The organism is Saccharibacillus sp. O23 (genome assembly GCF_002205895.1).
In the GTDB taxonomy this organism is placed as follows: Bacteria; Bacillota; Bacilli; order Paenibacillales; family Paenibacillaceae; genus Saccharibacillus.
Window position 1 is genome coordinate 90,298 of sequence record NZ_NJDE01000008.1, and the last position, 18,163, is coordinate 108,460.

13 protein-coding genes and 1 pseudogene are annotated in these 18,163 nt (G+C 60.9%); 5 read left to right on the forward strand and 9 right to left on the reverse strand.

All coding sequences use genetic code 11. The features are described from left to right. Positions 1-5: 5 nt before the first annotated feature. Positions 6-1,019, forward strand: coding sequence for a DMT family transporter (locus CDO73_RS10810; protein ID WP_256972651.1), 1,014 nt, complete (start codon positions 6-8; stop codon positions 1,017-1,019). Positions 1,020-1,199: 180 nt separating this feature from the next. On the opposite strand, the gene CDO73_RS10815 is transcribed toward CDO73_RS10810, so the two are convergent. Beyond that, on the reverse strand, positions 1,200-2,162 hold the full coding sequence (locus tag CDO73_RS10815; RefSeq protein ID WP_088488551.1) for a cation diffusion facilitator family transporter: 963 nt from the start codon (positions 2,160-2,162) through the stop codon (positions 1,200-1,202). Between the two features lie 308 nt (positions 2,163-2,470). Between CDO73_RS10815 and CDO73_RS10820 the strand changes: the two genes are divergently transcribed. Together CDO73_RS10820 and CDO73_RS10825 are read left to right on the forward strand one after the other, a co-directional pair. After that, entirely contained in the window at positions 2,471-3,178 is a 708-nt protein-coding gene (locus CDO73_RS10820) for a FadR/GntR family transcriptional regulator (RefSeq protein ID WP_088488552.1), read from the forward strand. Positions 3,179-3,185: 7 nt separating this feature from the next. Further along, the gene (locus CDO73_RS10825) at positions 3,186-4,397 is read left to right on the forward strand and encodes a CynX/NimT family MFS transporter (RefSeq protein WP_088488553.1); all 1,212 of its coding nucleotides are present in this window, start codon (positions 3,186-3,188) and stop codon (positions 4,395-4,397) included. Between the two features lie 184 nt (positions 4,398-4,581). Here the strand turns inward: CDO73_RS10825 and CDO73_RS10830 are convergent, their stop codons facing one another. Beyond that, positions 4,582-4,998: a GNAT family N-acetyltransferase gene (locus tag CDO73_RS10830; protein WP_088488738.1), complete on the reverse strand. Its 417-nt coding sequence runs from the start codon at positions 4,996-4,998 to the stop codon at positions 4,582-4,584. 212 nt (positions 4,999-5,210) lie between these two features. On the opposite strand from CDO73_RS10830, the gene CDO73_RS10835 reads away from it, so the two are divergent. Then, positions 5,211-5,630: an RrF2 family transcriptional regulator gene (locus tag CDO73_RS10835; protein WP_088488554.1), complete on the forward strand. Its 420-nt coding sequence runs from the start codon at positions 5,211-5,213 to the stop codon at positions 5,628-5,630. Between the two features lie 167 nt (positions 5,631-5,797). Here the strand turns inward: CDO73_RS10835 and CDO73_RS27195 are convergent, their stop codons facing one another. The 5 genes and pseudogenes from CDO73_RS27195 to CDO73_RS10855 all read right to left on the reverse strand — a co-directional run bounded on the left by CDO73_RS27195 (position 5,798) and on the right by CDO73_RS10855 (position 12,700). After that, positions 5,798-6,646 carry a protein kinase family protein gene (locus CDO73_RS27195; RefSeq protein ID WP_256972666.1) on the reverse strand — a complete coding sequence of 283 codons (849 nt, stop codon included), beginning with the start codon at positions 6,644-6,646 and terminating at the stop codon, positions 5,798-5,800. 1,011 nt (positions 6,647-7,657) lie between these two features. Next, positions 7,658-8,092 (reverse strand): annotated as a pseudogene (locus tag CDO73_RS27200) (GNAT family N-acetyltransferase); the annotation flags it as partial. Between the two features lie 166 nt (positions 8,093-8,258). Next, positions 8,259-10,172 (reverse strand): amidase family protein, encoded by a 1,914-nt coding sequence (locus CDO73_RS10845; RefSeq protein WP_088488556.1) that lies wholly within the window; start codon positions 10,170-10,172, stop codon positions 8,259-8,261. A 32-nt stretch (positions 10,173-10,204) separates the two neighbouring features. Beyond that, on the reverse strand, positions 10,205-10,702 hold the full coding sequence (locus CDO73_RS10850) for a tetratricopeptide repeat protein (protein ID WP_088488557.1): 498 nt from the start codon (positions 10,700-10,702) through the stop codon (positions 10,205-10,207). Positions 10,703-10,933: 231 nt separating this feature from the next. Then, complete coding sequence (locus CDO73_RS10855; RefSeq protein ID WP_088488739.1) at positions 10,934-12,700, reverse strand: glycoside hydrolase family 2 protein; 1,767 nt, start codon at positions 12,698-12,700, stop codon at positions 10,934-10,936. Between the two features lie 217 nt (positions 12,701-12,917). On the opposite strand from CDO73_RS10855, the gene CDO73_RS10860 reads away from it, so the two are divergent. Continuing rightward, positions 12,918-13,838, forward strand: a complete 921-nt coding sequence (locus CDO73_RS10860; RefSeq protein ID WP_088488558.1) for an ArsR/SmtB family transcription factor — start codon at positions 12,918-12,920, stop codon at positions 13,836-13,838. A 583-nt stretch (positions 13,839-14,421) separates the two neighbouring features. Here CDO73_RS10860 and CDO73_RS10870 read toward each other — a convergent pair. Both CDO73_RS10870 and CDO73_RS10875 read right to left on the reverse strand, forming a co-directional pair. Continuing rightward, entirely contained in the window at positions 14,422-16,257 is a 1,836-nt protein-coding gene (locus CDO73_RS10870) for a helix-turn-helix domain-containing protein (RefSeq protein ID WP_179218667.1), read from the reverse strand. 696 nt (positions 16,258-16,953) lie between these two features. Next, positions 16,954-17,997, reverse strand: coding sequence for an ABC transporter substrate-binding protein (locus CDO73_RS10875; RefSeq protein ID WP_088488561.1), 1,044 nt, complete (start codon positions 17,995-17,997; stop codon positions 16,954-16,956). Positions 17,998-18,163 lie beyond the last annotated feature (166 nt).

Sequence of the window (18,163 nt, forward strand, 5' to 3'; positions counted from 1 at the left end):
ACCCTATGATGAACACCCGCCATTCGGGCCGGGCTTATACGGCCGCGCTTACCAATGCGCTAATTATCGGTTTCTCGTTCTTATTCGTCAAAATCGCGCTGAATACGGCCGATCCGCTCGATATTCTCGCTTACCGTTTCCTGTTCGCTTTCGTCGCCGCGACGCTGTTTGCTTTTCCGGGTCGCGAAGGTCTGCGAAATATTCGCGCCGGCGCAGCTCGAATGCTGCCGGTGACCGCTTTGTATCCGATCTCGTTCTTCGTGTTCCAGACGTTCGGCCTGCTCTACGCGTCTTCGGCCGAAGCCGGCATGATTCAAGGCGCGGTGCCGGTATTCACGCTGATTCTGGCGATTCTGCTGCTCGGCGAACGGGCTGGCCGGGCGCAGAAAGCTTTTACGCTGCTGTCGGTCGCCGGAGTCGTCTGCCTGTTCGCGGGACGCCAAGGAGCGGTGTTCTCCGCCAGCTTCGTCGGCATTCTGCTCGTGCTGTGCTCGGCGTTCTCGCAAGCGGGTTATAACGTGCTGGCCCGCAAGTTAAGCCGCAGCTACTCGCCGAAAGAATTGACTTATTATATGAATCTGCTCGGTTTTCTCTGCTTCGGGCTGATCGCCGTGATTCGCCATGCCGCAGCAGGAACGTTGGCGCAGCTTGCCGCTCCGCTGTCTTCGCCGTCGTTCTTGATCGCCGTTCTCTATCTGGGCGTGCTGTCTTCGCTGGTCACGTCGTATCTGTCCAACTACGCGCTGTCGCGGCTCGAAGCTTCGCGCGTCAGCATCTTCGGCAGTCTGTCCGCCGTCGTCGCCCTGTTCGCGGGCGCGCTGCTGCTCGGCGAACAGATTCCCGCCGCCGCGCTGCTGGGAGCCGCCGCGATTCTGGCCGGCGTGATCGGCGTCGCGTTGTCCGGACGCCGACGGCCGAATCCGGAAAAAACGGATCGAAGCGCTTCGGAGGAAGACGCCCTCCCTGTGCCCGCCGAACGCTCCGCTCCTGCTCTTTCTTCTTCGCCGCGCGGCGATTGAAGAACTCCGGCAGACCGTCCGAGCGATGCGCGGATTCGAAATCGACAAAAAACCGTACGCGCGCCGCAAAACGGCGTCGTACGGTTTTCTTTTTTTGTCCGTAAATCAGGCCGGATCCCCGACAAGCCTTCCGTTCTTCCGGATCGGCTTGCCTGCTGAGGACTCGGCGCGTGAAGCTCCTTACTCCGGCAGATCGGTTCCGCCCGAGCCGCCGATGCTGACGGCAGCTTCGTTCTTGTCCGCTTCCGGCGCGCCCGGATACCACGGGTTCAAATGGATCATGACTTCGCTGACGTTCGGATGCAGCGCCAGAATCGCTTTCTTGATCTTGCGGATGACGTCATGCCCCTGCTGGATCGTCATCTGCGCGTCCACGCCGACCCGCAGGTCGATGATGATGTATTGACCGTGCTCGCGCGCCCGAATCCGGTCGATCCGTTTGACTTCGCCGACGCCGCGCACGATATTTTCGAGCGCCGCCAGTTCTTCCGTGCCGATCGCTTTTTCCATCAGGATATCGATCGATTCGCGCGCCATATCGGCCGCCAGCTTCAAGACCAATACCGCGACGATAATGCCGGCGACCGGATCGGCGTAACCGAGAATCGGCAGACCGGCCCAATCGCCGAACAAGCCCAATCCGATCCCGATGACCGCCGCGCCCGACGCGTACACGTCCGCCAGATGATCCTGCGCCGTGGCGATCAGCCCCTTGCTGTTCGCCAGTCTTCCGATCCGGATCGTGTAGAGATAGAGCAGCAGTTTCCAGATCAGCGAGACGGCCGCCGCCACCCAAGCGATGATATGCGCGGCCGGGATCGGCTCGAACAACGCCACGACGGAATGATAACCGACATACAGCGCGGCCAACAGCAGAATCGTCGCCACCACGCTCGCGCCGATAACCTCCGCTTTGCCGTGCCCGTACGGATGGTCTTCGTCCGGCGGCCGGCTGGAGATGCGCATCGAACCGAGCGCCGCCGCGGACGCGATAACGTCCCCCGCGTTATGGACGCCGTCGGCGATCAGGACCGGACTTTTAAACAGCAGCCCTACGACGACCTTCAGAATAGTGAGCAGCACGTTGCTGATCAGACTGATCCAAGCCGCGACGATCGATTGGCTTTTCGCTTGTTCCATCATTTCTTCCCTCCGTCATTTTTCTTGCCCCCAGGAAACAAAAAAAGCCCGATCGGCCCTCACCGCTCGAACTTCCGCAAAAAAACGCGATATTCGGTTGTTCCGTTTACGCTGGTCATAAGCCCGCTCCGAACCGAATGGATTTTTACGGCCCGCTTTCCCGCGAACCGCCAAGATTGTTCATTATACCCGACCTCGAGCGATTTGGGAACTCTTTTCTTGCTCTTTTCGATCCTTTACAAGATCGGGCGAAGCTTTTATACTGGGACAAGCGAAAGAACCAATCATCCTACCTTTAGAAAGGAGCGCCCATGTTCGAAAAGTTGGAAAAACAAACGCTGTCCGGCCGCGTCTACACGCAGCTTCAACGTCTGATCACCGGCGGCGAATGGAAGATCGGCAGCCGGATTCCGCGCGAAGCCGATCTGATGGAACAGCTCGGCGTCAGCCGCAATACGCTGCGCGAAGCGATCCGCGGGCTGGTTCAAGTCGGTCTGCTGGAGACGCGGCAGGGCGACGGCACGTTCGTGACCGCCAGCAGCGAACTCAGCGCCATCTTGAATAAACGCATGAGCCGCTCTTCCGTCATCGAAGCGCTCGAACTTCAGCACGCGCTCGATCGGGAAGCCGCCGCTCTGGCCTGCCTTAGGCGCACGGACGAAGAGTTGGAGCGGATGGAACATTATTCGAAGCTCTGCCGGGAAACGCTGGACGGTCCCGATCACGACGCCTACAAAGACGCGGACTGGAATCTGCACGTGACCATCATGAAAGCTTCGCGCAATCGACTGCTGCTCGATCTGTACGAGAGCCTGTTCGAGAAATTGCAGATCTCGATCTTGTTCAACCGCTTTATCCCGGGCACCCGTTACGATGTCGGGCATCCCGCGCTGATCTCGGCGATCCGCGACCGGGACCCCGAACGCGCCATGCAGGCGGTCGACGATTACATCATGCATTTCAAAGCGCCGCATTTAGAAGCGGACGATCCCGCGAATTCACCCAGAAACGGAGAGTAACCCGATCATGAAAAGAACCGAAATCCCGCGTACGGAAGAAGCTTCGAACGCGGTCTACTATACGCTGCTCGCCGGCATCCTGCTGGTTGCGGCCAATCTGCGTACCCATATCACCTCGCTCAGTCCGATCATCGACGCCATTCGGGATGCGCTGTCGCTGTCGAATACGACGGCTGGCTTCCTGACCACGCTGCCGCTGCTCGCCTTCGCCCTGCTGTCGCCGTTCATCTCGAAATGGGCCCGGCAGTACGGCGCGGAACGCCTGATCTTCGTCTCGCTTCTCTTGATCGTTATCGGCAGCTTGTTCCGCCCGTTCGGCGGCATCGCCTCGCTGATGGCCGGAACGTTCTTGATCGGCTTGGCCGTCGCCGTATTCAACGTGCTGCTGCCGAGCATCATCAAGAAGGAATTCCCGCATCGCATCGGCGTCATGACCGGCCTGTATTCGATCATGATGGGGATCTTCGCTTCGATCGCCGCCGCGATCAGCGTCCCGGTCTCGAATACGGGGCTCGGCTGGCGCGGCGCGCTGCTGATCTGGACGATCCTGTCGGCGATCGGCCTGCTCGTCTGGCTGCCGCAGCTTCGCCGCAACACGCGCGCCGCCGCTTCGAACGCGCCGGACGTGCCGAAGCGCAGCATCTGGCGCTCGCCGCTGGCTTGGCTGATCACGGTCAATATGGGCATGCAATCTTCGCTGTATTACATCATGGTCGCTTGGCTGCCGAACATGATGCAGGCGCAGCATCTCGATCCCGCGGTCGCCGGTTACATGCTGTCGCTGTTCCAGATGTTGATGATCCCGATCAACTTCATCGCGCCGATCGTCGCGGCCAAGATGAAAGACCAACGTTCGCTCATTATCATGACCACGGTCAGCTACGTGCTCGGCATCTTCGGCTTCCTGCTGGCGAACGGCTCGCTGCCGATCATCATTCTGGCGATCGTGTTCTTCAGCCTCTCCGGCGGATTCTCGTTCAGCTTGATCATGATGTTCTTCTCGCTGCGCACGCAGAGCGCGGCCGAAGCCGCGGACATCTCGGGCATGGCCCAATCGGTCGGTTATCTGCTCGCCGGCTGCGGCCCGCTCGCGTACGGCGCGCTGCATGACGCGACCGGCGGTTGGAACGTGCCGTATTACGTCATGTTGGGCATCGTCGCCGTCTATCTCCTGACCGGTCTCGGCGCGGGACGCGGCGGACGGTTCGTGCACGACTAAACGGCGATAGCCGGGAATCTCCCGATACGCACGGAAAAGGCTCTCCGCGAAGGAGAGCCTTTTTGCCGTGTTATAAGTTCGGATCAGCCACGGCGCCGACGCTCCGATCCCGGCCGTTATTCGAACGGGCGGGCGTACAGCTTCGCATAAACGCCGACGCGGGCCGGCGGCTCGGCTGCAACGATCATAGCATGCCGGACTGATTCCGATAATTCCTAAGAATCATTCCGCCGGCCGGACGCATGCCGATCTTGTTGTAGAATCCTTCCAGCTCCGCGTCGCACAGCAGATCGACCATATAATGACCGTCCAAAATTTCCAACATGCGGCGGATCAATTCCTGTCCGACGCCGTTGCCTTGATACATCGAGACGACTTCCAGCAGCGGAATATAAGCGCTCAAGACGCCGTCGGACAGCGCGTTGATGAAGCCGACGACTTCGCCGCTGTCTTCGTCGACGGCCAGAACCACATGCGCGGAACCGCGCAGCATGCGCAGGAAAGTCGCGTAGCTCGGAGGATTCGGCCAGCCTTCGAAAAATCCTTCGGCAAAATCGGACTCTTGAATTCCGTTCAGGTCGGTGCGATAGCTGATATTCATCATAAAAAGCCTCCGTATTCAATCTTGCCGGACATGGAATTCGCCATACCGACCGAATCGCGTTCTTGCGGCAGATTCTGCCGAAACTGCGCGAGATGAACATTGACGCCGCCCTCAAGCCTTGCGACAATGAAAGGAATCTACAACACCGGCCGAAGCGAATCGTCGTTCGCGGCTCGGCGGGCGATATTTTTCGATAAGGATGGTTAGCGATGAATTATTCCAAAGGCACGAATTACGCGCTGCACACGATGCTCGATCTGGCGATGCGCCCTGCGGGACTTAAAGTAGGCGTGCAGGATCTGGCGGCCCGGCAGCATGTCTCTCCGACTTACCTGTCCAAGATCCTGACCAAACTCGCCAAAGCCGGTTTGATCGATTCTTACTCCGGCGCGCAGGGCGGCTATTGTCTGCGTCTCGATAAGTACGACATCTCGTTTCTCGACATCATTCAGGCGATCGAAGGCACCACCCCGCTGTTCAAAGGCTGCGAGTCCAACGGTCCCGGCTGCCTGATCGACGCGGTCATGCGCGAATCGGAGCGCAAGATGGACGAGCATCTGCGTTCGACCACGATCGGACAGGTCGCCGACGATATGGCTGCCGCCGGACATTCGGTCGGGCACGCGTAACATGCGGCCTATCGCTCTCGTTTAAAAGGATACCCGAAAAACAAGCGCCGGAATCGATCCGCCATGCCCGGCGGCTCTACAAACTCCCCGGGCAATCGGAGACGCCGCATCTTCTGATGCGGCGTCTTTTTGCGTGCTCCGTATATCCGGCAAAACCGCCCGCGAACCTATCTGGCGGACCGCCAAGCTTCGAGCATGGCGTCGACCGACTCCCAACGCTGCGCGCGTTCGGGCGAGACGGCGCGCAGCGCGATCTCGTACCGTTCGTTGCCGGCTTCCCATAAGTCGCGCGAACGATCCCGTTCGCCGCCGAGCAGATGGAACGCCATCGCGCCCATCGCGTACACGTTCGTGCGCGAATCGATCGTCGCGCCGAATTCGTGTTCTTCCGGCGACATGAACCGCGAAGACCCCCACATCCGTCCCATATCGTTCGCGTACGGCTTCGGACGATAGAAGTCGATATCGCAGATCGTCATCCGTTTGGCTTCGAAGTCGTAGATCAGGCTGCCGTCGTAAAAGTCGATCGCCACGTAATTCAACGCTTCGACGTAGGCGTGGAAATCGAGGATCGTGTCCATCGCTTCCAGGCGCTCCTCGACCGGCAGCCGCCGGAAACGCGAGATGACCGCGTCGGCCGCGCCCGACTCCGCGCCGGGACGCAGCAGCTTGCCTTCGGCCCATTCGTACAAGACCGCGTAGCCGTCCGTCGTCTCGAAATGATCGAGCACCCGCACAAGCGCGGGATGGCGCAGCACTTCGTAGACGCCAGCGGCTTCGCGCAGCCTGCGAACGGCGTCGACCGGATGGCCGTCGTAGTCGGCCGTGAACGCTCCCGCATATTTGATGAAGACCTTCTGGTCTTCGATCGTCAGACCGAAAGCCAGATTGCCGGAATCCTGCCGGTCCCATACGCGGAAGACCTGTCCGAACGGCGCCAGCCAGTTGAAATCGTGCGGACGGCGCAGCACGAACGGCACGCCGTCGATGCGCTGCTCGATCAGATCGCCCGGCAGCTCCGGTTCGGCCGAAGCCGAAATCTCTTCGCTTCGCGGCGCGGACGGCGAGAGCGACAGCGGCAGGATCGGCGCGAACGGCCGTCCTCCGCCCGCTTCGCCCAGCGCGAGCGTGACCTGCGGAATATCCGGGTCCGCCGGCAGCACGACCGGAGCGGCGATGTCCGCTTCCGGAAGATCCGCCGGTTCGACGGCTTCGACGAACGGCGGCAGGTCGGCACCGGCCGTTTCGCCGATCTCGGCATTCGCGAACGCTTCGGCGGCTTCTTCGGTTTCGGCGAACGCGGCGGCGGCTTCGGCCGCTCGAATCTCTTCGGTCTCTTCGCTTGTTTCGGCTTCTCGGACTTCTTCAAGCTCTTCGATCTCTTCGGACTTTTCGGCCGACGTGTCGATCTGATCCTCGTCTTGCCTTTCCGAAGCGGCTTGCTCCGCAAGATCGTTCGGCATTCCGAAGTCCGGCGTCGTTACGCCTGCCGAAGCTGTCGTCTCGGCGGTGTCCGCAAGCGCCGCTCCCGCGATCGCCAGAGCCGCGATATCGTCGAGCGCGTCCCGATCCGTCCCCTCGGCCGCTTCTTCGGCCTGCGTCACTTCTTCGGACTGCGCGGTTTCCGCGCGTCCGCCGTCCGCGTATCCCGGCGCTTGCGATTCGTCCGCGGGTTCCGGTTCCGCAGTATCCGGGAATTCGCTTGCGACGAAGCCTTCTTCTTCCGGCTCGGCATGCGCAGACCCGGCAAGCCGATCGGGAAGGTCTTCGCCCGAATCGGCGGTCGATCCTTGAAGCGCGGCCTCTTCGGCGATAACGTCTTCGTCCGGCGCGGCTTGATCCGCCTCGCCGGAACCGATCGCCGCTTCGATCCCCGAAACGTTTGCAGCGCTCGATTCGCGCAGTTCCAACAGGCTCTCCTGCACGCGCCATTCGTCCGCCAACAGCGCATAGACGCATTCGTCGCGCCATTCGCCGTCGATCGTGAGCACGCTGCGGCGGAAGAACGCTTCCATCCTCATGCCCAACTTTTCCAGCAGCGCGCGCAGCGCCAAGTTCTCCGGCGGGCAGGAGACCGTCACCCGATGGAGCATAAGTCCGGCGAAAGCATGGCGCAGCAGCGCGCGAGCCGCTTCTTCGCCGTAACCGAGCCGTCGGCCGGAAGAAACGACGCCCAACGAGAACGCCGCGCCGGCCGGATGCGCGCCTGGATTCAGAGCGGCATGTCCGATCAGCCGGCCGTCTTCCGCGGCAATCAAAGCGTAGAGATCGCGGTCGGCCGCCATCTCGCGCAGACGCTGCTCCGTATAGATCCCTTCGGGAAACGCATCCGCTACGCCGTCGTCCTGCAAATAAGCCAACAACAAGGGCCATTCGTCCTGTTCGAAATGCCGGATCGTCAGACGCTCCGTCGAGATCTCCGGCGTTGTTTCCCGCATCGCGGTCTTTTGCTCTCTCTCCATCGTTGTCCCTCCCCTTGTCAACCCTTGTCTTCGCGCGGCGCGTTCGGCCGCTTATCCGGTAAGGCTCGTACCTTGAAAGTAAGCTTCGCCGCTTCGAGCGGCATTTCCTGCCGCCGCGCGGCGTTCCGCCGTCCGGACGTTAGGAGTCCGGCGACGTTCGCCGGGTTCAGGAACGTTCGCCGGCGTCGGTCGGCGAGAGCCGTCCGAACGTTTCCGGAGACTTCCGCGCGCGATGCGCCCGCTCGAAACGGTAAGCGATCTCGATCAGCAGCGCGTCGGACATGGCCGCGCCGGACAGCAGCAGACCGACCGGACGGCCGGATTCCGTATAGCCGGCCGGCACCGAGAGCAGCGGATAACCGACGCGCGCGGCCAGATCCGCGCCGGAAGATCCCGGGAAGACCAGCGCATGCACGTCGTACTCGGTCAATGCCCGATCGGTGCCTTCCGCGCCCATTCGCCGGACGCCGCGCTCGCGGCTCGTCAAATATTCTTCGTCTTCCAGACTTCCGCCGCTCTGCTCCGCTTCTTCGAGCAGCTGTTGGCCGTAACGCAGATTGGACGCTTCATTCTCGCGATTGACCGCGATCAGTTCGCCGAGGTCGGCGGGTGCCGTTCCTTCGGGCTGCGCGGCGAAAAAAGCGTCGATCGCCGTCTTGAACTCGCGCCGCAGCACCGTGCCGTCCCATTCGTCCGCATAAGGCGGCAGTTCAAGGCCTCGCCGCACTCGGATGCCTGCGGCTTCCAGCCCGCCCAGCGCTTGCTCGAACACGGCGGACGTCTCGGCGTCCAATTCTTCCGCCGCGGCCTTGACGACGCCGACCTTCAGCGGAACCGGCAGATCGTCGCGGCCCGGCAGGAACGAGACGGGCCGCTGCGGCTGCGAACAGTCGGCCGCCTCGTCGCCGAACGCCATCGCTTCCAAGATCAGCGCGGCGTCGAGCACCGTGCGCGCGATCGGACCCAGCGTGTCCTGCGTCAGCGACAGCGGGATGACGCCGCTGCGGCTGATCAGGCCGACCGTCGGCTTGATGCCGACGACGGAACAGGCCGCGGCCGGATCGACGATCGAACCCGACGTCTCCGAGCCGATCGCGCCGAGCGCGAAGTTCGCCGCCACGGCGGCGGCGCTCCCGCTGCTGGACCCGCCGACCGGATAATCGCCGTACGGATTCAAGGTCTGCCCGCCGCGCGAACTGTAGCCCGACGGCATGTCCCAAGACATGTAATTGGCCCATTCCGTCATATTGACCTTGCCGAGCAGAATGGCGCCGGCCTCGCGCAGCTTCGCGACCGCGAAAGCGTCTTCCGAGGCCCGGCGTTCCCGAAGCGCCAGCGAACCGGCCGCCGTAACCATCCGGTCGCCCGTATCGATATTGTCTTTGAGCAGAATCGGCACGCCGTAGAGCGGCAGTCCGCCCAATTCATCGAAGTTGTCGTCGAGCTGCTTCGCCAGCGCTTCCGCGTCCGGATTAAGCTCCAACACGGCGTTTACCCGGCCGTCCAACTGCTTGATGCGGCGGATATAAGCTTGCGTCAACTGCAAGCACGTCCAGCGCCCGCTTTGCAGCTTCTCTTTGAACCGCGCGATCGTCAATTCCGACAGATCTTCTTCGCGGATCTCTTCCCGGTCATGCGCCGCGTTGCGGCTGATGATCTTCCGGTCGGGATGCTCCGACGCTTCGGGCACTTCGGCTGCCGCCTCCGGTACGGGAGCCCCGCGCTCTTCCGCCGGCTGCGACTTCTTCGTTGGCTTCGTCCGATCTTTCTCCGAAGCCGCATCGGCAGTCTCCGTTTCCTGCCCGCGAACGCCCGAGCGGCTTGCGCCTGTTCGCGCGCCGTCCGCCTCTTCGCTCCGCTCGGTTCGCCGGGATTCGGGAACCGGATCGTTCCACCCCGAAGCCGAAGCCAGAATTTCCGCCAACGCTTGTCCTTTCGAAAGCTCGGGATTCGGCGGCGGGCTGACGATCTCGTTTTCTACCGGAACGCCTCTCGGATCGGGCCGCGCGGCCGATATCGGGAGCTGCTGCCGTTCCGGCGCGGATTGCTCGGTCTTATGCGGTTTTTTTCGCGTAGCCATCGGCCTCACCTCATCCTTTTCCGCTTGTCCTGTCATTTCCAGACTTCGTCCAGCCGATCCGCGTAGAAACGAATCGCCCTTTGATAACTCTGTACCCCTTCATGGGCGGAATGATCCGCGATTTCTTCGAGCAGCAGTTTCATCGCTTCCGCATGCCGCCCCCGGTTGTGAAGCGCCATCGCCAGAAAGACCCGCAGTTCCGCGTGTTCCGGGTATTCGGCGACCGCTTCGCGAAGCACGCGCTCCGCCTGTTCGTATTCGCCGAGCACGCGGTACGTGCTGCCGAGTCCGAGCAGCGCTTCCGGACGATCCGGCTCGCTCAGTCCGAGTTCCAGGCTCCGCTCGTAATAAGGCACCGCTTCGCGCTCCAAGCCGAGCCGATCATGGGCCGAAGCCAATTCGTACATCAGTTTCGCCGACTCGCCCGATTCCGCCAGCAGTTCTACCAGAGCGGCTCGGGCTTCTTCGCCGCGTCCTTCTTGCCCTAAGCGGATCGCCGCTTCCAGCCGTTCTTCCCGAAGCTCGTTCATCGTATCCTCTCCGTCCTCCGTATTCTTCGAGCCGCCCCGATTGAACTTGCGTTCGCTTCTTGGCGGCTTCTCTTTACCATGTTAACACGGGCGGACGACCGATAGTTTGAATTTGAACGACAAAAACCCCCGTCAGCGCGAGAGCCCTTTTTCGAATCGGGCATCCCGCGCTGACGAGGGTTCATTTTCGGCAGCTTTTTCGCGCAAACCTGAACGTTTTGCCGCAGCGGCTCAGTTTGCTTCGTTGATCTTGCGAATGATCTCCAGCGGAATCTTCGGCACGCGGTCGTACGTGAGCAGGCCGTTGATCTCTTGTTCGACGTCGGTCAACTGCGTATAGCAGTAACCTTGTACCAGATCGGCTCGCAGCAGCGGATCGATCACGTCCCGCAATCGGCGCTCGAAATCGTCGTCGTCGGACGCGCCGGAGTAACCCCAGCCTTCCCAGTCGCTTTTTTTGTAGGCGATGCCGCCGAACTCGGTCACCAGAATCGGCTCGCCGTGATACGAATAGCCGTAAGCGAGGATCGGATGGCCGCCGGGGATCAGGCTGAGCGCTTTGTCCGGATCGTCGTACCGTTCTTCGAGCACTTCTCGCTGCCATTCGTAGTCGTGGATCGTGATCAGGTCGCTTACCGTGTGCTCCCAACCGTCGTTCGAGATCACCGGGCGCATGGGATCCAGCGATTTGGTGAGATGGACCAGCGCTTCGGCGTGATGCTGCTGAGTCCGGTCCCGAGCCAGATCCGGCACGCCCCAACTTTCGTTCAGCGGCACCCACACGACGATCGACGGGTGGTTATAATCGCGGTCGATCGATTCGATCCATTCCCGGTTGAAACGTTCGACGTATTCGTCCGAGTACATATAAGCGTTGGCGGCTTCGCTCCATACGAGCAGTCCCAATCGGTCGCACCAATAGAGATAGCGCGGATCTTCGAGCTTCTGGTGTTTGCGCGCGCCGTTGAAGCCCATTTCCTTCGTCAGCTCGACGTCTCGGCGGATATCTTCGTCGCTCGGCGGAGTCAGGTTGCCGTCCGGAAAATAGCCTTGGTCCAGCACCAGTTTCATCTTGTACGGGGCGTTGTTGAGACACAGTTTGCCGCCGTCGATCGAGATCTTGCGCATGCCGAAATAGCTGTCCGCGCGATCGGTCTCTTCGCCGTCTTGGATCAGGGCGAACGAAATCTCGTACAAACTCGGATTCTCCGGCGACCACCAAGTCTCGCGTTCGTGGAAATTGAAATTATGCAGCCCGATCGTATGGCGCGTCGCGCGGCTCGCCACCGTATAGGTCTGCTCCGTCACCGGCTCTCCCCGGAACGAGACGGACACGCGCAGCTTAAGATCGGTACCGCTTCGCAGATTCGCGACGTACGGCACGATCTCCACGCATTTGTTGTCCATGTCCGGCGTGATCTTGACCTTCTCCAGATAAGTCGGCGCTACGGCTTCCATCCAGACCGTCTGCCAGATGCCCGTGGTGCGCGTATAGAAAATGCTGGCCGAATCCTTTTTCCAATACTGTTTGCCGCGCGGAAGTTCCAGATTGCGGCTCTCGTCGATCGCCTGCACGACCAGCGCGTTCGGCGTGCCGTCCGTGTTCAGCGCATGCGTAACGTCCGCTTTGAACGGGGTATGTCCGCCTTCGTGGCGCGCGACGAACACGCCGTTTACCCAGACTTTGGCTTCGTAATCGACCGCGCCGAAATGCAGCAGCACTCTTTTGCCCGCGAACGATTCCGGCACTTCGAACATCCGGCGGTACCAGACGTTATCGTGGAAATCCGGGTCTCCGATGCCGCTGAGTTTGCTCTGGTAAGCGAACGGAACCTGAATCTTCTGCGCGAAAGACCGTTTCCCCTGCGACCAGCTTTCTGCCTCCCCGGCGTGCTCGTCGTCGAACGCAAACTCCCATTCTCCGTTCAGATTGACCCAAGCCTCGCGGTAAAATTGCGGTCTCGGATGTTCGACTCTGTACATGTCCGCGCTGCCCATCGTTTCCTGCGCGCTGCTCTTTCGGTTTTCCGTTTGCTGCGTTTCCTGCGTTGTGCCCATGCTCATCGCTCCCTTTTCGTTAACTTTTCAGTTACAAAAATAACGCTTACAACCTTCGAGCCCAGTATGCCGGATGATCTTATTCAAGTCAACTATAAGTTGATTAATTAACTTATGGGTTATATAATTGAATTAACTTGATCACGGGGAGAAAACGATGAATATACCGGTTACGCTGAAAAACATGCCGCTGCTCGAATGTTTCGCTTCCGAAACGAGGGTGCGGATCGTCGAGCTGCTCGGCGAAAAACCAATGAGCGTGGGCGAGCTGGCCGAAGAGCTGGCGCTGTCGTCCGCGATCGTCACCAAACACGTGCAGAAAATGGAAAGCGCGGGACTGCTGGAATCCGAAAGCGTCACGGGCACGCGCGGACGCCGCAAAGTCTGCCGCCTCGCCGTGGACAATCTCGTGCTGAATTTCCGTCCGAGTCCGTCCGAAGAAGAACGCAGCGCCTACTCCGTCTCGCTTCCGGTCGGGCAGTACGCCGCCCATGACGTCAAGCCGACCTGCGGTCTGACGTCGGAAAAACGGCTGATCGGCATGATGGACGATCCGCGGTATTTCGCCGATCCCGACCATGTGGGAGCGCGTCATCTGTGGTTCGGCTCCGGTTACGTCGAGTACCGGATTCCGAATTATCTGGTCGGCGCGCAGACCGCGCGCGAGATCTCGGTCACGCTGGAGCTGGGCTCGGAAGCGCCCGGCTACAACCCGAATTGGCCGTCGGACATCTCGTTCCGGATCGGCGGGATTAGCGTGGGCACTTGGACGTGCCCGGGCAATTTCGGCGGCACGCGCGGGCTGCATACGCCCGAATGGTGGAGCGAACAGAGCAGCCAATACGGGCTGCTGAAGACGCTGTCGGTGCGCGAGGACGGCACGTTCATGGACGGCCTCAAGCTGTCGGACGTGACGGCGTCGGATCTTGCGATCTCGGCGGGACGCGAGATCCCGCTGCGGATCGAAAGCCTGCCGGACGCGGACCATCCGGGCGGCGTCAGCCTGTTCGGCCGGGGCTTCGGCAATTACGACCGGGATATCGAAGTGTCGGTGAAGTTCGGGGAGAAGCGGGAGTAGGCGGCGAGGCAGCGAAAGAGCCGCGGAAGCGGATCAGTATCGGCGCGGCTGTTGCGGAAGAAGCGCGAAGCGATCGCGTCGACTGCTGGCGATTCACTTAAGAGAGCGGCGCGAGACCTCCGCGCCAATTATTGGAAACTGCGAGAACGGTTCGAGATCGCCGGGCTGATTTTCGGCTGCCGAAAGAGCGGATCGAGAACGCTAATTCGACTGGCCGTGGCCGAAAAAACAGATTGTGATCCCAGCGCTGACCGGCGATGGCGTCGCCGGATCGAGAACGCTGCATCCATCGGCAGCAGAACCGGCGGTCCGAGAACGCCGCACCCGATCGGACTGCCCAGGGCCGATCGAAATAAAGCCGAAAATCCGCTTAATCTTCTGCTTCTGACGTGATTTTTCCGGATAAGAGCAAAAATCCGCTTAATTCTCCTGCGTCTGCGCAAAAGTCGCGTTTTCGGAGAAATTAAGCGGATTTTTGTATTTAACTCGATTAATCGCGTTTGTTACGGCGAAATAAAGGGATAATTGCTCTTATTCAGCATGCGGCATGCCGCATCGGAACAAGACGGCGTCTTTTCGGCCTTTACCGAAGCGCGTTCATCACGTCGCGCACTTTGCGTCCGTGCGCCAGTACCCCATAATTCATCCAAGCGAAAAAATCGGTCTCGTACACCCGTCCGGCCCGAACGGCGGGCAGAGCCAGCCACCCGGGATGCTCCAGCAGGCGGCGTTCTTCGCCGGGAAGCCGATTCTCGCATTTGTCGAACACGACAAACAGATGGTCCGCTTCCAGCATCGGCAGGTCTTCGGGCCGCAGCAGCCGCTGCCGCTGCCCTTCGGGGATGCGCCGCAGCAGCGGCGGCGCCTGCAAGCCGAGCTCGCCGTACAGCACCGGACCTGTGTAGCCGGACCGCTCCGCGTAGAGCATGATCCGGCGGGCCGTGATCCGCAGGCACGCCACGCGGCCGCGCGCAGCAGAGCCGCCGGGAACCGCGGCCAGAGACGCGCGGGCTTCGCGCGTCTCTTCGCCGTAGCGGCGAAGCGCTTCTTCGGCTGCCGCTTCGCGGCCGAACAGCGCGGCCGTGCCGCGCAGCTTGTCCGCCCAGGCTTCGCCCGGCTGCTCCAGCAGCAGGCGGGGCGCGATGCCGGACAGGCGGTCAAGGCTCCAGCGTTCGAAGCCGTCGTCGAACAGCATCAGTTCGGGCTTAAGGCGCGAGAGATCTTCGCGCGAACCGTCCGCGATATCGAACGCGGGCACCTCGCCGAGCGGCAGGTACCCCTGCACGCCCCAGGCGCGGTGGCTGTATTGGGCGATCGGCACGATGCCGATCGCGAGCAGGGCGTCTTCGAGGTACGGCGCGAAGACGCGCACTTCCGGGCGGCGCAGCCGCCGGTATTGACCGGGCGACAGCCCGGTCTCGCGCTTGAAGCGGCGGCCGAAGTAATATTCGCTGCTGAAGCCGGCGCGCTGGGCGATCTCGCCCAGCCGGTCTTCGGTATTCAGCAGCAGGGCTTTGGCCTGCCCGATCCGCACTTCGTTCAGGAAGTCCAGAGGCAGACGGCCCGTCAATTCTTTGAACAAGCGGGTATAGGCCCAGCGGCCGATCCCCGCCGAAGCGGCCAACGCCTCCACGGTCAGCGGCTCGCGGTACTCGCGCCGGATGCGCTCGATCGAGCGCCGTACGGCGTCGCGTCCGTTCTCCCGCAGGTTCGCGGCGCTTCGCGCCTGCTCTTCCCGCCGGCGCAGAGCCGCCAGCAGCAGTTCCTGGAACGCGATCTGCCGTTCCAGCGAAGCCGCCGCGCCCGTCTCCGCGCGGCTCTCGTACAGCTTCTGCGCCCGCTCCGCGCAGAAAGAGAAGGGCGCGCAGTCCGCCACGCCGACGAACGGCAGCGCCGCTTCCCCGCCGAGCGGCGCGCCCAGAGCGTCCGCCGCGCGGAAGCCGAGCCGATAGAGCGCCAGCGGCTCGGCGGCTTCCGGCGGCCCCGCCTCGCCGCCGACACAGGGCCGCTTCCCGCCGAGCGGCCCTACGAGCAGGCGGCCGCGTTCCAGCCGCCAAGAATCTCCGGCGAACTCGATCGTGCCGCTTCCGCCGGTCACGATCCAAAGTTCCGGCGCGCCTTGCTCCGGCCTATCCGCTCGGCTCTGTTCTTGAATCGACGGCGCCGTACCGGCTTCGTCTTCGACATCCGCTAAAGCAGGAATCCGCTGTTCGGCCTTCCGTGCTTCAATCGATGACGTCGCGCCAGCTTCGTCTTCGGCATCCGCTATAGCAGAAACCTGCCGTCCCTCCTTCTGCCCTTCAACCTCGATCGGCGTTTCTTTTTCCTGCCTTGTCTCGCCGCTGTCAGCATTCGCTTCGGACCGAATCTCTTCATAACGGATATCGGTCAATATATAAGTATGAGGCTTGAATTCCACTGATCGGACCGCCTTTCTATTGATAACCATTCTCAATATAATCTGGCGTTAGTATACGCTCTTGCTTCGGTTTAGGCAATCGAGACTTGCTGCGGTTTGATTCGAATCCCTGAACTAAGGATAGGACCTCGACCGCTTTTCATCGACCTCTCCGCTCTAACGGAACGAGGCGACGCTTAGAATGGATAATCCGCCTTATCAAGATTCTAACGGAACGAGCGGACGCTTAGACGGATAAAAAGCTGTTTTTTGCAAGCTTTCAGCCTTGTTTGGTGCGGCTAAAGAGTCTGTGTTCCGTTAGCGGCACGACAGCGAACAAAAGGAGCTTTTAACAGAATGACGTTCCGTTAGCGATCGAACCAAAGAAAAAGCAGGCAAAAACACGCCTCCTCGAAAACCCGCTTAACCCGTTGATGTTTACGATGAACGTAAAAAAGACCTCGCCTTCCGCTTCCCGCGGAGGTCGAGGTCGTTCGCGAATCGTTCTTTTCAAGACGCGTCCGCTTGCGGAGCAAGCCGGATCATTTCCCGGTTCCGTCTTTTCCTGCTCGAGCCGAATCGAGCCTGACCGGAGTCGTACCCGAACCGGCTCCGAACCCAGCCGGCCCGAATCGCGTGCGGTCGCGTTCGGCGCTGCGGCGGATTCGCGTCCGGTCATAGTCTGATCCTATTCTTCGTCATCGCGGCGGATTCGCCTTACGGAGCCAAGTGCTTCATGATGTCCGCGAATTTCAGCAGATTGGCTTGAATCCCGCCCGACTGCCAATACGAACGCTCGACTACGTAGACATGACCGCTTTTGACCGCTTTGAGCGATTTCCAGATCGGACGATCCAGCAGTTTCTCGGCTTCTTTGTTTTCGGCCGAATCCCAATCGCCTCGGGCAGGGAAGATGAAGATATGGTCCGCATCCAGATCGGCCAATCCTTCTTCGGAGATGATCTCTTGATAATCGTTCATCCCGCTCACCAACGGATGAGGCGTCAACCCGAGTTGGCTGTAGATCATGCCGGTATAATTGTTTTTTTCGCCGAACAGCGCCATCGTTTTGTCTCCGCCGTTCAACCGCAGCACGGCAACCGTCTCGCCTCCGACGGCTTTTTCGAGTTTGGCTTTATCTTCGGCAATGGTCCGATCGTAATTCGCCAGCACTTCTTGGCCTTTGTCCGGAATGCCCAGCGCGTCGGCGACCGCAAGCAGAACTTTTCTCGGATCTTCCAGCACGGACTGCGGCAAACGGTAAGTCGGCGCGATCTTCGAATACGTCTCGTACGCCGCTTGATCCATGCCGCCGTCCAGCATGATCAGATCCGGCTGCTGCGCCAGCATCGCTTCCGGACTGCCGGAAATATCGAACTGCGGCACGTCCAACTTGAGATAATCCTGAATGCCCCAATTCGGATGGTACCACTGCACGATCGGCGTGACGCCGAGCGCGACCATATAATCTTCCAGATAAATACCGGCCGGACGCTCGGGATGAGCCGGAATCGTCACGTCGCCGAATTCGCCTTTGACCACCCGAGTCTCGCCGCCGTTGTCCGGTCCCTGCTTGCCGGTATCTGCCGCAGATTGCGCACTCGAAGCGGAGGCTTCTTGCTGTCCTGTCGAAGCCGTCGCGGAATCCGCGGTCGCGCTCGGGTTATCGCCGTTTGCTCCGCAGCCTGCCAAAGCCGTTCCGGCAGCCAAGACGAGCGCCATCGCGCCGAATTTGAACTTGATCGCATTTCCGTGATTCATTTCGTGTTCCCCCAATTGATTATCATTCTCATTGTATGTTTCTCATTCTAGCTTTCCTCGGGAAGAGAAACAATGCACATTTGGGGGACCTTTCTTGCACAAACGCGTGAAGCCGGTAGGTCGTACGCGGATTCGCGCACGAACGTACCGGCTTCAAAGCAGCGAT

Excerpts from the sequence above, each read along its gene's own strand:
- CDO73_RS10850 (WP_088488557.1), bottom strand. The coding sequence starts at position 10,702 with ATGAACGAGCTTCGGGAAGAACGGCTGGAAGCGGCGATCCGCTTAGGG.
- CDO73_RS10825 (WP_088488553.1), top strand. The coding sequence starts at position 3,186 with ATGAAAAGAACCGAAATCCCGCGTACGGAAGAAGCTTCGAACGCGGTC.
- CDO73_RS10875 (WP_088488561.1), bottom strand. The coding sequence starts at position 17,997 with ATGAATCACGGAAATGCGATCAAGTTCAAATTCGGCGCGATGGCGCTC.
- CDO73_RS10820 (WP_088488552.1), top strand. The coding sequence starts at position 2,471 with ATGTTCGAAAAGTTGGAAAAACAAACGCTGTCCGGCCGCGTCTACACG.
- CDO73_RS10855 (WP_088488739.1), bottom strand. The coding sequence starts at position 12,700 with ATGGGCAGCGCGGACATGTACAGAGTCGAACATCCGAGACCGCAATTT.
- CDO73_RS10830 (WP_088488738.1), bottom strand. The coding sequence starts at position 4,998 with ATGAATATCAGCTATCGCACCGACCTGAACGGAATTCAAGAGTCCGAT.
- CDO73_RS10860 (WP_088488558.1), top strand. The coding sequence starts at position 12,918 with ATGAATATACCGGTTACGCTGAAAAACATGCCGCTGCTCGAATGTTTC.
- CDO73_RS10835 (WP_088488554.1), top strand. The coding sequence starts at position 5,211 with ATGAATTATTCCAAAGGCACGAATTACGCGCTGCACACGATGCTCGAT.
- CDO73_RS10845 (WP_088488556.1), bottom strand. The coding sequence starts at position 10,172 with ATGGCTACGCGAAAAAAACCGCATAAGACCGAGCAATCCGCGCCGGAA.
- CDO73_RS10810 (WP_256972651.1), top strand. The coding sequence starts at position 6 with ATGATGAACACCCGCCATTCGGGCCGGGCTTATACGGCCGCGCTTACC.
- CDO73_RS10815 (WP_088488551.1), bottom strand. The coding sequence starts at position 2,162 with ATGATGGAACAAGCGAAAAGCCAATCGATCGTCGCGGCTTGGATCAGT.